The sequence below is a fragment of the Boseongicola sp. genome (assembly GCF_057460485.1).
The window spans coordinates 1-11,551 of record NZ_JBVCWP010000113.1 but is presented as its reverse complement, the minus strand read 5'-3'; the positions used below and the strand labels follow the sequence as shown (position 1 = coordinate 11,551).

Sequence of the window (11,551 nt, the reverse complement as noted above, 5' to 3'; positions counted from 1 at the left end):
GTGATTTGGTACAAGCCCCTTGAGGTAGCCGCGTTTTCTGATCGCAAGGCGCTGGCTAAAGCCGCAGAGGAGGCCGTGCGAAGCGCGTTTGTGAAGCCGTCTTAGGACATCGCCTCGATCAACTGACCAAGGGCCTGCGCGGCGTCGTCTTCCCGCCAGATTTCCTCGCCGATGCCGAAAAAGTCGGTGACCGGTGCAAGGGCTCGAATAACTTCGGGCGTCAGCGCGCCTTCTGCGACCACCGGCACTTCAATCATCTCGGACCACCATGCAAAAAGATCATGGTCTGCCTTGGTCCCGTCGCCAAGGGCAGTGTCACCAGCGGGGCCGAACGAAACATAGTCTGCTCCGATCTCGGCTGCGGTTATGCCGTCATGGCGCGACGCTCCGCAGTAGGCACCGATGATGGCGTCGGCCCCAAGCGTCTTGCGCACCGCACGCATCGTGCGCGCGCCATCCAGCAAGTGCACGCCGTCGAGGCCAAGACGTTCGACAAGGCCGACATGTGTTTCGATCACCAAAGCCACGTCTGCTTCGTGGCAGATCGGACGCAATGTATCGCCAGCGCGCGATAATGTGCTCTCGTCGCTCGTTGCCATGGAAAGCCGCACACAGGCCACATCGAACGCGTCGAGCACTTCTGCAAGCCGTGCAGGAAAGGTGGATAATTCAAAAGCAGGTGGCGTGGAAAGATAAACCTGCGGGCGCGTGTCGTCGGCCATTTTCGGCTCCGAATACAAGGTGTTGGCACGGGCTATAGCGGTTGTGTCACTTGGGGGGAAGGCTTCTGGCATTTTCCATCGCAAGTGTCATCGACGGGCCGCGCCGGGCGTCGGCCATTGCCGCGTCGCTGACCGACCATTCCGCCCATACGCCGCCCCGTGAAAGCCATTGGGTATGTTCCGTCGATGGTTAGGCCTTGGCATGGCGATCCTGGCCGACAGGTCCTTTGTTCACGCTCTACATCATGTGAGCGTCAAGCATGAAGCGGAGACCTCCGAACATGCGCTTTTCTTCAAAAGTAGTGCGATCGGTGAGGTCACCTCGGATGAGTTCGGCCAGACCTTCATCGTATGCCATTTCGGCACCTCCCTTGTGCTTTTCCGCCCCGGATCCTAAGACCCCGGACGACCCCTTGGAGCCTATGGTACATGACCCAACCCGCTTTTGTCCTTGTTCGTCCGCAGATGGGCGAAAACATCGGTGCGGCGGCGCGTGCGATGTTGAACTTCGGGCTGGAACAGATGCGGATCGTGGCCCCGCGGGATGGCTGGCCGAACCAAAGCGCAATCGCGATGGCAAGTGGTGCCGGGCGGTTGTTGGATGAGGCGCAGTTGCACCCCGATTTGGCCGACGCAATTGCGGATCGCACGTTCGTTTTCGCGACGACGGCGCGGTCGCGGGATCTGGCCAAGCCCATATTTTCGCCAGAAGAAGCGATGGCCGAAACTGCGCGCCGCATCGCGGCGGGTGAGCGGGTAGCGGTACTGTTTGGTGCCGAGCGCGCCGGGCTTGAAAATGAAGATATCGTAAAGGCGAATGCGATTGTCTCAGTGCCCGTAAACCCAGAGTTTCCTTCCTTAAATCTGGCGCAATGCGTCTTGCTTATGGGCTATGAGTGGCGCCGTGCGACCACCAAAGTCACCCCGTTTGAATTGGAACTGGCGGGCGGCGAAATGGCATCCCAGATAGAGGTTGAAAAGCTGGCTGCACATTATGAAAGCCGCCTGGATGTGGCGGGATTTTACTTCCCCGAAGCAAAGGGCGAAGGGATGAAGCGGACCATGCGCAACCTTTGGTCGCGGATGCCGATGACACGCGCCGACGTGCAGATGCTACACGGGGTCCTGCGGCAGATGGTCCGCTGGAAAGAGCGTGGCGATTGACTGGACGATGGTCTGTGCGAGGCCTACATTCTGGATGAATGAGCGGAGCAGATAATGGCTGAAAAGCGCAGCATTTTTGAAGAGGTCGGCAACGACACCAAGCGAGCAGATATGCCGAAGGGCGGTCTGATCGATGGAGCACGTAAAGGCGCGCGCGGGGCGATCCGGGTCTGGCTTATGGTGCTGTTTTCTCTTGTCGTTCTGATGATCGCTGTCGGTGGTCTGACACGGTTGACCGATAGCGGCCTGTCGATCACCGAATGGCGGCCCGTGACGGGCGCGTTACCTCCGATGAGCGAAGCTGCTTGGGAAGCCGAGCTGGAAAAATACCGTCAAATCCCGGAATATCAGTTGCAGAACAAGGGCATGAGCATGTCCGAGTTCAAAGTCATCTATTGGTGGGAGTGGGGGCATCGCCAACTTGGTCGCGTCATCGGCCTCGTCTGGGCGCTTGGGTTCTTTTCCTTTTTGTTAATGAGGAAGATCCCCAACGGCTGGACCGGACGATTACTGGTTCTGGGCGGCCTCGGCGGCCTTCAGGGCGCGATAGGGTGGTGGATGGTGTCTTCGGGGCTGACGGGGGGCATGTTGGACGTGGCGTCCTATCGGCTGGCAACGCATCTGGGGCTGGCGTTTGTGATCCTTGGGGGGATCGCGTGGTTCGCGATGTTGCTGGGACGCACGGATGCGGACCTGTTGCAGGCGCGCCGCGCACGCGAGGGTCGGTTGTTCAGCATGGCGACGGGACTGACGTATTTCGTGTTCTTACAAATTCTCCTTGGCGCTTTGGTTGCCGGCATTGATGCCGGGCGCAGCTATAACGAATGGCCATTGATGGGCGGGTCTTTCGTGCCACCTACGGCGTTTGATCTTGAGCCGCTTTGGCGGAATTTCTTTGAAAACGCTGGCTTGGTGCAATTTATACATCGCGTGTCGGGGTATCTGCTTATGGCGTTTGGCCTTATCGTTTGGTGGCGGTCACGCGGGTCTGGCAATGGTGATACGCGGTTCGCGTTCAATTTGGTTCTGGCGCTGATGGTCGTACAGATGGTTATCGGGATCATGACAGTGCTGTATTCGGCGCCCTGGCAGATGGCCATTCTACATCAATTCACGGCGGTGTTGCTTTACGTCGCTGTTCTGCGTGCTCGGTTCCTCGCGCAGTATCCCATGGCTCAATCCGTGCGAGGCAGAACATGACAGTATTTCAGAAGCTTATGACGTTCCAACGCGAAACCGAAGCGCTGGGGCAGGTGATGGGCCGCTTGAGCTGGGACCAGGAAACGGTGATGCCCGAGGGAGCGTGCGAGCAACGCGCCGAGGAGATGGGCGCGCTTGACGGGGTGTTGCACGGGCGACGGACGGACCCTCGGATTGGCGAGTGGCTTGAGATGGCGCAGGCCCCCGATGAGGCGGGCGTGCGACAGTTGGAGGAGATCCGCGTCGAGTTTGAGCGTACTCTGCGGGTGCCTGCGAAATTGTCGGCGGACTTGGCGCGGACCACGTCCTTGGCGCACCGTGTCTGGGCTGAAGCGCGCGCGGCGAACGACTATGAGATGTTTGCACCGAAGCTGTCGGAAGTGCTTGATCTGACGCGGGAAAAAGCAAGCGCGCTGGCAGATGGCGGTGATCCCTACGACGCGCTTTTGCAGGACTACGAGCCGGCCGCGACAGGGGCCGAACTTGAGGCGATGTTTGGCGCTTTACGGCCGAGATTGGTAGAGTTGCGCGAACGCGTGTTGGGGTCTGAACGCCACGTGCCTGCGATCGATCGTGAGTTTGCTGAGGCCGGGCAGATGGCGATTTCAACGAAGCTAGCCGAAGCGTTTGGATATGACGGTGCGCATGGGCGGATTGATAAGGCGGTGCATCCGTTTTCAAGCGGCTCTGGGTTGGATGTGCGGATCACGACGCGGACAGAATTGTGCAATCCAAGCAATTGTTTTTACTCGACGATCCACGAGGTTGGGCATGCGACATACGAGCAGAATGTGGATCGCGCGTATCTTTTGACGCCGCTCGGTCGCGGGGCGTCCATGGGGGTGCATGAAAGTCAGTCGCGCATCTATGAGAACCAGTTGGGACGCTCACGGGCGTTTACGGGATGGTTGTACGCCCGGATGCGGGAGACGTTTGGCGAGTTTGGTGTGGCCAATGAGGATGATTTCTATGCTGCGATAAATCGTTGTCATTCCGGGTTTGTTCGGACTGAAGCTGATGAGGTGCACTATAATCTGCATGTGCTTATGCGGTTCGATCTGGAGCGGGATCTGGTCGCTGGACGGCTCGAGGTGACCGACCTTCCCGAAGCCTGGAATTCACGTTTTTCCACTGACTTCGGGGTTGATGTTGATGTTCCGGCGAACGGTGTGCTTCAGGACGTGCATTGGTCTGAGGCATTGTTCGGATACTTCCCGACGTACACGCTTGGGAACGTCTACGCAGGGTGCCTCAATCAGGCGATGCGCACCGAGGTTTCGGGGATTGATGAGGCCTTGGCGATGGGTGATACAAGGCCTGCAACCGATTGGTTAGGCGAGAAAATTCAACAGCACGGCAAGCGTTATTTACCGAAAGACCTGATCGCGAGGGCGACGGGGGCTGCACCTAGTGAAGCGCCTTTGCTGGATTACCTCGATGCGAAATTCGGCGACATTTACGGCGTGTAGAGGCAATGACTATAACACGTCGGCTTTGTGTCGGTGCAGGCGTTCGCAGAGTTTACCTTGGCTTAACAGCCCACTTGATGGCAGGATCCTTCACTCCAGCGCGGATAAAGTCCTTCACGGCGGCTTCATCCACGCAGTCTATGATTGGGATATACCAGCAGCTTTTATCGCGCTTGTGGGGGCCAAGACGGGCGGCGATGTCGGGGAAATTTGAGTGGCCGGACAGGATGTGCAGCGAGATGTCTTTGGCGCGCATGTTGAAACCAGTGGCGAAGAAATCACCGGATCGGGCGCTTTCGTAGGTGTAGTGATACTCGCCGTAGGCGATCATTTTGCCCCCAAGGTGCGGCTTGCGTCTTGTGGCCTCTCGGAAGAGGGCATCGAGGCGGTCTGCTTCGGCGCGTTTTTTTCGGGTCGTTTATCACATCTTGCGGGTTTCCCATGGATGGTTCCTTTGGCAAGGTTGCGCTCAAGTTAACACGGAGAGGGCAGGCCGTCATGCAGCCGAAACTGACACTGGACGAGGTGCGCGATTTTGTGGCGCGTGAATTTCCGCAGATGGCGGATATTTACCGCGTCGATGCGGTGGGACCGATGAGTGCGCGCGTGTCGATGATGCCGGATGAACGCCACCTGAGACCCGGGGCGACGGTGTCGGGCCCGACGATTTTTGGGTTGGCAGATTGCGGGGTATATTTCGCGCTTATGGCGATGATCGGACCCGAGGCCTTGGCCGTGACGACCAATGGATCGATTGATTTCATGCGCAAACCGGTGGCGGGAAAGGCCTTGGTGGCCGAGGTCACGTTATTGAAGGTTGGGCGCGTTTTAGCGGTTGGTGATGTCGCGGTACATTCAGATGGCTCGCAAGCCCTGATTGCGCGGGCGACGTTTACGTATTCAATCCCGCCAAAAGGCTGATGTGCGTAAACACTTTGTTTCCGCCTGGGCGCTAGGTCAAAGACGTTCCGGCAGCTACAAAGAGGTTATTGATAGCTGGGGGGCTGTTCAAAATGCCAAAACGATTTGTGTCCTTTTTACGAGGTGACCCGGATGCTGTGCCGGGCGACTACCTGTTGGCGATCGTGGCCGTTTTCGGGATTATGTTCGCGGTGATGGCGCGCGCGCTTTACTAACGTACCCGCGCCAAGCGCCTTTAGGAATACATGCCGTCGTAGATCGGTTCGAGCGTTTCTGGATCAAACAGGCTTGAAACAGACGTACCGTGCCAGATGTTCAGGATGGCTTGGGCGAAGATCGGCGCGGTCGGTACGATGCGGATGTTTTCGGCCGCTTTCGTAGCTTCGGTTGGCTCGATGGAATCGGTTATGACAAGACTTTTCATGACAGAAGTCGTCACGCGTTCGATGGCAGGGCCAGATAAAACACCGTGGGTGATATAGGCGTGGACTTCTTTCGCGCCGGCCTGCATCAGTGTTTCCGCGGCCTTGCAAAGCGTTCCAGCGGTGTCGACGATGTCGTCGATGATAATGCAGGTTTGCCCCGTCACATCCCCGATTACGGTCATCTCGGCAATCTCGCCCGCTTTTTCGCGTCGTTTGTCGACGATTGCCAGCGAGCATCCGATGCGGGTTGCAAGCTCGCGCGCGCGCGCCACGCCGCCGACGTCAGGTGATACCACGGTGACGTTCTCCAGCTTGCCTTTGAATTTGTGCTTCACGTCCAAAGCAAAGACCGGCGACGCATAGAGGTTGTCGACAGGAATGTCGAAAAAGCCCTGAATTTGCGCGGCGTGAAGGTCCATCGTAAGGACGCGTTCTATGCCGGCTGACACCATCATGTTCGCAACGAGTTTCGCGGTGATTGGGGTACGGGCTTTCGTGCGGCGATCCTGACGTGCGTACCCGAAGTAGGGCACGACGGCGGTGATGCGGGCGGCGGATGACCGGCGCAGCGCGTCGGACATAATCAGCAGTTCCATCAGGTTATCGTTGGCCGGATTGGAGGTTGATTGCAGGATGAACATGTCCTCACCGCGGACATTTTCGAAAACCTCGACGAAAATTTCGCCATCGTTAAATCGCTCGACTCGTGCATCGACCAGACCGACATTCATCCCCCTGTGCATGGACAAGCGTCGAGTGACGGCTTTGCCGAGGGTCGGGAGCGCGTTCCCGGTGATGATTTTCGGTTCCTGATGATTTGCCATGGGCAGCCCTGGTCCTGATGCTGTTCCCGACACAGTTTGTGACGGATTCGTAACGTTGACACCGCTTAGCATGAGCCTAGGGTCACGCGAAACAATCCTTTGCCTGAAAGGCACGTAACAAATGCCGCATGTCGACTACTATCTCGCAACGATTTCCCCCAATTGCTACTTTGCAGGGACACGGCCTGCCGAGGTTGCCGCAAAGCATGGCGCGACAATAACCTACAAACCATTGGACATTATGGGTTTATTCGGGCGCACGGGGGGTGTGCCTCCGGGGCAGCGACATGTGTCGCGTCAGGAATATCGGATGATCGAGATCGAGCGGACTGGTGCAGATTTGGAAATGTTAGTGCACCCCAAGCCAGCGTTTTGGCCCACAAATCCGGCGCCTTCGTCTTATGCGGTGATTGCGGCGCAGGCCGCGGGGGGGGGTGACGTTGGCGCATTGGTGGCGGCTTTAACGGCGGCCTGTTGGGCGGATGAGAAGAATATTGCGGAAGATGACGTGATCAAAGCCTGTCTTGAAGGGGCGGGATTTGATCCGTCACTGGCAGATTCAGGGTTGTTGTCGGGGGCGCAAGCCTACGAGGCGAACCTTGAAGAAGCCGTTAACATGGGCGTATTTGGGGCGCCTTTCTTTATCACAGATGATGGCGCACGATTCTGGGGGCAGGACCGGATTGATGCGTTGGACCGGCATTTGGCCGGTCGTACCTGAGGACGGTATGGCGAGACCCCTGGGATTGATCCATTGCGGGCTGGCGGATGCCAGTGCATGGGATCGCCTGCTTGAGGCGTTGGCCTTGGACGTGGACCCCGTTCTGATTGAGTTACCGGGGCATGGCACGGCCGACGACTGGGATTCCAGCCGCGATTTTTCGGATCAGGCAATCGAGGTTGCGCTGGACGCTTTGCCGGCCGAGCCGGTGCCGGTGATTGGACATTCGCTTGGGGCGGTTGTGGCGTTGCGGTTGGCGGTAGAGAAATTCTATCGCGTATCGTCTTTGGTGATGATCGAACCGGTGTTTTTCGCAGCTGTTAAAGGGACGGACGTGGGAGACAAGGCGGCGCGCGACACCGCCCCTTTTGCGCGTAAGCTGGGCCAGGGCAGTGATGCGATGGCGACGCGGGAATTCATGAAACTTTGGGGCGATGGTACGCCGTGGGACGACATCCCGGAAGCACGGCGGCGGTATATGGTGGATCGTATCGGTCTGATTGCAGCGGCGAATGACCTTTTGTGGGAGGATCGCCCAGGGCTTTTGCGCGCCGGGCGTTTAGAAGAAATTGAGGTGCCGGTCACGTTCGTCGAAGGCGGCGAAAGCCATCCTGTGGTGCCAGCCATCGTGGATGTATTGGGGCGACGGATTGCCGACGCCGAGGGTATAACGGTTCCGGGTGCTGGACATATGGCGCCAATCACGCACGCCAATGTCGTGGCCGAGGCGATCCGGGGACGCCTGCAATGGGGCGAAGTCGCGGGCAAATCTTAGCGCGATCAGGTCGCAGCTTCGGTGGGGTTGCGAAAGAGTATTGGCTCGGGTCCCGCTGACCTTCGTTGGCGCAGATCGCGCGTGCGGTCGAAACGGACATGTTTTAAGGCCGGTCTATTGCGCAATCCCAGATGACAAGATCACGGGTATAAATCTGACAGGTGGCGACGCCCAAACGCGTGGAGACTTTCACGGGCTCAGCTTCGTAAGATGCGGGCGAGAGGCATGCAGATATGCCGACAACAGCAAGAAAAGAAATGGCTAATTTCGGGTTTCAGAATGTTCCGCATTCGCTTCGGCTTTCTGATCGTCATCATGGACACCTAATTGGGTCCACTCTTAGCCCCCTGTATGAGACATATGCCGCGAGACCTGTCCGTTGGCTTCTTGGCGGGAATAGTCGAAATCGTGCCCCTTTGGCTTAAGCCTAATCGCCGCGCGAATTGCGTCTTCAAGGACTGCATCGCTGTCGGGATTGGCGCGCAGGGCGGTGCGTAAATCGGCGTTGTCTTCCTGGCCAAGGCACATGAAAAGTTCACCGGTACACGTCAGGCGCACGCGGTTGCAGCTTTCGCAGAAGTTATGTGAAAGCGGCGTAATGAACCCGATCTGCTGTCCCGTTTCTTCAAGCCTAACATAGCGGGCGGGACCGCCGGTTCGGTGGGAAAGTTCGGTCAATGTGAATTGTTTGGAAAGCTCCACACGCAGGTCTTTCAGGCTCCAGTATTGGCCGATCCGGTCTTCTCCGCCGAGATCGCCCATTGGCATCACTTCGATAAACGTAAGGTCAATATCACGGCTCGCGCACCACTCGACCAGGGTGAAAAGTTCATCTTCATTAAAGCCCTTTAACGCGACGGTATTGATTTTTACCCGCAGTCCGGCGGCCAGTGCGGCATCAATCCCTTTCATGACCTGGGGCAGCCGACCCCAGCGGGTGACGCGGGCAAATTTGTCTTCATCAAGCGTATCGAGAGACACATTGATCCGTCGCACGCCAGCGGCATAAAGATCGTCGGCAAAGCGGGCAAGCTGGCTGCCATTTGTAGACACAGTCAACTCTTTCAGCGCGCCCCTTTCAAGGTGGCGCGACATAGACCGAAGGAAGGTCATGATGTCCCGGCGCACCAAAGGTTCGCCCCCGGTGATGCGCAACTTTTCAACCCCAAGACGGATGAATGTCGAGCACATACGGTCGAGTTCCTCGAGGCTCAGTAATTCCTTTTTCGGCAGGAATGTCATATTCTCGGACATGCAATAGACACAGCGAAAATCGCAGCGGTCGGTGACCGAAACCCGAAGGTAAGAAATCGCCCGCTGAAAGGGGTCAATGAGTGGTGCCGTTTCCATGCGAAACAGCGTAAGACGTAGGTGACGGCGCTGCAAGGGGCCGATGGATTTGGGACAGATTTAATTTGAGGGGGCGAGGCATGCGCGTGTGGTTAGCAATGGGTCTGATGACAGGTCTGGCGGCCTGCGCGGTGCCGCCCGAGATGGACGACGCGGCGCCGGAAGGTGTTGTCTTGCCTGAAGTACAAACACCCGCGCCGCCGCCCGGAGCGCGCCGCGTGGACGAATTTGACACGACAACGCAGGCGCAACGGAGCGCTGCGTTGGAGACCTCAGAAGGGGGCGTTTTACTGGGCGAGGCGGTGTTGTCATTGGGGGATCCCGGGCGGGCTGGTTTCTGGGTCGAGACCGCTTTGGTCACGTCGCCCGGGCAGGGCCGTGTCACGCTTCGTGAGGGTGACAAAAGCGTTGAAGTGGCGCTTTTTCCGGGAACCGGAAGCGGACGAATTTCGCTGGCGACTTTGCGATTGCTTGAGGTGCCTTTGACCGACCTTGTCAATGCGAATATATATGAATATCAGTGATCTACACGTTCTTCCTCCGGGCGATTGGTCCGCTATAAGTCGGGATTTTCGCTGGTCAATACCGGCCAGCTTTTCAATGGCGCGAGCCTGCTGCGATGACTGGGCCGCCTTCGAACCCGGACGGACCGCGATCATTGACCTGGCCGAAGACGGCACGCGCATTGTCTGGACTTTTGGGGCGTTGAAAGACGCGTCGGATCGGTTGGCGGCAGCGATGCGCGGCGCAGGTGTCACAAAGGGCGACCGTGTGGCGATTTTTCTGTCGCAATGCCCGGAAGTAATGGTCGCGCATTTCGCGGCAATGAAACTTGGAGCGGTGGTCTTGCCGTTGTTCACGTTGTTTGGGGCGGACGCCCTTGCATTTCGATTGGCCGACAGCGGCGCGATGCTTGGCGTGACAGACGATGCGCATCTCGACAAGCTGATCAGCGCGGCGGCGGGCGGCCCGCTTCACACCATCGTGACGACGGGCGCGCGGGTGCACAACGGCGCACCGCGTGTAATGGCCTGGGAAGACGCGTTGCGCGGTGCTGCGGGCGGGTTCCGCCCCGAGGTCGTGGGCGCCGAAGACCCGGCGGTTTTGATCTATACAAGTGGGACAACGGGGGCGCCCAAAGGCGCGCTTCATGCGCACCGTTTTTTGCTAGGGCATTTACCATCGGTTGAGATGGTTCTGGAGCGGCCGCGGGCGGGGGATGTGGGCTGGACCCCGGCTGATTGGGCGTGGATAGGCGGGCTGATGGATTTGGCGATGCCGACGCTGTACTTCGGGCTGCCGCTGGTGTCTCAAAGGATGCGGAAATTCGATCCCGAAGCCGCCTTTCGGCTGATCCGGGACGAGCGGATTTCGGTGATGTTTTTGCCGCCAACCGCATTGAAGCTGATGCGACAGGTTGCGGTACCGGCGGGGCTTTCGGTGCGCGCGATCGGTTCGGGCGGCGAGAGCCTTGGCGCGGATTTGCTGGCCTGGGGGAGGGATGAGTTGTGTGCGCCTATTAACGAACTTTACGGTCAGACGGAGTGTAATCTTGTGGTGTCATCCAGTGCCGGTTTGGGCGTTTTGAAGCCCGGAACCATGGGTCGGGCAGTGCCGGGGCATGATGTTGCAGTGATTGATGCGCAGGGCGCGCCTGTGCCCGCGGGCGACGTCGGCGAGATCGCGGTTCGGCGCGGCGATCCGGTGATGTTTCTCGGGTACTGGAATTTGCCTGAAAAGACGGCGGAGAAGTTTGTTGGGGATTGGCTGCGGACCGGTGATTTGGGGCGGACGGACGACGAGGGCTATCTGACGTATGTAAGCCGGGATGACGATGTAATCACCTCGGCCGGGTATCGGATCGGGCCGATCGGGTTTTTCGTTGAACGCGATTACTCTCCCGGTTTGATCGACAGTCATGACGCCGAACGCGCCCGCGGCTTCGGCGAGCGGAACTTCGAGGCACGAAACGCTCATGTC

General features: G+C 58.4%; 11 protein-coding genes and 2 pseudogenes. 9 read left to right on the top strand and 4 right to left on the bottom strand.

Annotated elements, in window-relative coordinates:
- Positions 1–101: 101 nt before the first annotated feature.
- Positions 102–722: a thiamine phosphate synthase gene (locus AC221Y_RS13410; RefSeq protein WP_299758022.1), complete on the bottom strand. Its 621-nt coding sequence runs from the start codon at positions 720–722 to the stop codon at positions 102–104.
- Between the two features lie 429 nt (positions 723–1,151).
- Here AC221Y_RS13410 and AC221Y_RS13405 point away from each other — a divergent pair, with 429 nt between their 5' ends.
- Genes AC221Y_RS13405 through AC221Y_RS13395 form a run of 3 tightly spaced genes read left to right on the top strand, consistent with a single transcriptional unit; the run spans position 1,152 to position 4,555 of the window.
- On the top strand, positions 1,152–1,886 hold the full coding sequence (locus AC221Y_RS13405; protein WP_299758025.1) for an RNA methyltransferase: 735 nt from the start codon (positions 1,152–1,154) through the stop codon (positions 1,884–1,886).
- Positions 1,887–1,940: 54 nt separating this feature from the next.
- Complete coding sequence (gene ctaA / locus AC221Y_RS13400; RefSeq protein ID WP_486707507.1) at positions 1,941–3,086, top strand: heme A synthase; 1,146 nt, start codon at positions 1,941–1,943, stop codon at positions 3,084–3,086.
- Entirely contained in the window at positions 3,083–4,555 is a 1,473-nt protein-coding gene (locus AC221Y_RS13395; RefSeq protein ID WP_486707506.1) for a carboxypeptidase M32, read from the top strand. Before ctaA ends, AC221Y_RS13395 begins: the two co-directional genes overlap by 4 nt.
- A gap of 52 nt (positions 4,556–4,607) precedes the next feature.
- Here AC221Y_RS13395 and AC221Y_RS13390 read toward each other — a convergent pair.
- Positions 4,608–4,949: pseudogene (locus AC221Y_RS13390) on the bottom strand (DUF1801 domain-containing protein); the annotation flags it as partial.
- A gap of 104 nt (positions 4,950–5,053) precedes the next feature.
- On the opposite strand from AC221Y_RS13390, the gene AC221Y_RS13385 reads away from it, so the two are divergent.
- Positions 5,054–5,476: a PaaI family thioesterase gene (locus AC221Y_RS13385; RefSeq protein WP_299756961.1), complete on the top strand. Its 423-nt coding sequence runs from the start codon at positions 5,054–5,056 to the stop codon at positions 5,474–5,476.
- Positions 5,477–5,568: 92 nt separating this feature from the next.
- The gene (locus AC221Y_RS13380) at positions 5,569–5,691 is read left to right on the top strand and encodes a hypothetical protein (RefSeq protein ID WP_299756960.1); all 123 of its coding nucleotides are present in this window, start codon (positions 5,569–5,571) and stop codon (positions 5,689–5,691) included.
- Between the two features lie 20 nt (positions 5,692–5,711).
- Here AC221Y_RS13380 and AC221Y_RS13375 read toward each other — a convergent pair whose 3' ends face one another.
- Positions 5,712–6,725 (bottom strand): ribose-phosphate pyrophosphokinase, encoded by a 1,014-nt coding sequence (locus AC221Y_RS13375; RefSeq protein ID WP_299756958.1) that lies wholly within the window; start codon positions 6,723–6,725, stop codon positions 5,712–5,714.
- Positions 6,726–6,846: 121 nt separating this feature from the next.
- On the opposite strand from AC221Y_RS13375, the gene AC221Y_RS13370 reads away from it, so the two are divergent.
- Together AC221Y_RS13370 and AC221Y_RS13365 are read left to right on the top strand one after the other, a co-directional pair.
- Positions 6,847–7,446, top strand: coding sequence for a DsbA family protein (locus tag AC221Y_RS13370; RefSeq protein ID WP_486707505.1), 600 nt, complete (start codon positions 6,847–6,849; stop codon positions 7,444–7,446).
- A gap of 7 nt (positions 7,447–7,453) precedes the next feature.
- Positions 7,454–8,221: an alpha/beta fold hydrolase gene (locus tag AC221Y_RS13365; protein ID WP_486707504.1), complete on the top strand. Its 768-nt coding sequence runs from the start codon at positions 7,454–7,456 to the stop codon at positions 8,219–8,221.
- Positions 8,222–8,560: 339 nt separating this feature from the next.
- Here the strand turns inward: AC221Y_RS13365 and moaA are convergent, their stop codons facing one another.
- Positions 8,561–9,571 (bottom strand): GTP 3',8-cyclase MoaA, encoded by a 1,011-nt coding sequence (gene moaA, locus AC221Y_RS13360; protein WP_299756952.1) that lies wholly within the window; start codon positions 9,569–9,571, stop codon positions 8,561–8,563.
- An 80-nt stretch (positions 9,572–9,651) separates the two neighbouring features.
- Between moaA and AC221Y_RS13355 the strand changes: the two genes are divergently transcribed.
- Positions 9,652–10,095: a hypothetical protein gene (locus AC221Y_RS13355; protein ID WP_486707503.1), complete on the top strand. Its 444-nt coding sequence runs from the start codon at positions 9,652–9,654 to the stop codon at positions 10,093–10,095.
- Positions 10,070–11,284 (top strand): annotated as a pseudogene (locus AC221Y_RS13350) (AMP-binding protein); the annotation flags it as partial. The gene AC221Y_RS13355 and the pseudogene AC221Y_RS13350, both read left to right, overlap by 26 nt.
- Positions 11,285–11,551: the final 267 nt, after the last annotated feature.

Bases quoted from the DNA above. Each gene is read 5' to 3' on its own strand.
- AC221Y_RS13410 (WP_299758022.1), bottom strand. From the start codon at position 722: ATGGCCGACGACACGCGCCCGCAGGTTTATCTTTCCACGCCACCTGCT.
- AC221Y_RS13405 (WP_299758025.1), top strand. From the start codon at position 1,152: ATGACCCAACCCGCTTTTGTCCTTGTTCGTCCGCAGATGGGCGAAAAC.
- ctaA (WP_486707507.1), top strand. From the start codon at position 1,941: ATGGCTGAAAAGCGCAGCATTTTTGAAGAGGTCGGCAACGACACCAAG.
- AC221Y_RS13395 (WP_486707506.1), top strand. From the start codon at position 3,083: ATGACAGTATTTCAGAAGCTTATGACGTTCCAACGCGAAACCGAAGCG.
- AC221Y_RS13385 (WP_299756961.1), top strand. From the start codon at position 5,054: ATGCAGCCGAAACTGACACTGGACGAGGTGCGCGATTTTGTGGCGCGT.
- AC221Y_RS13380 (WP_299756960.1), top strand. From the start codon at position 5,569: ATGCCAAAACGATTTGTGTCCTTTTTACGAGGTGACCCGGATGCTGTG.
- AC221Y_RS13375 (WP_299756958.1), bottom strand. From the start codon at position 6,725: ATGGCAAATCATCAGGAACCGAAAATCATCACCGGGAACGCGCTCCCG.
- AC221Y_RS13370 (WP_486707505.1), top strand. From the start codon at position 6,847: ATGCCGCATGTCGACTACTATCTCGCAACGATTTCCCCCAATTGCTAC.
- AC221Y_RS13365 (WP_486707504.1), top strand. From the start codon at position 7,454: ATGGCGAGACCCCTGGGATTGATCCATTGCGGGCTGGCGGATGCCAGT.
- moaA (WP_299756952.1), bottom strand. From the start codon at position 9,571: ATGGAAACGGCACCACTCATTGACCCCTTTCAGCGGGCGATTTCTTAC.
- AC221Y_RS13355 (WP_486707503.1), top strand. From the start codon at position 9,652: ATGCGCGTGTGGTTAGCAATGGGTCTGATGACAGGTCTGGCGGCCTGC.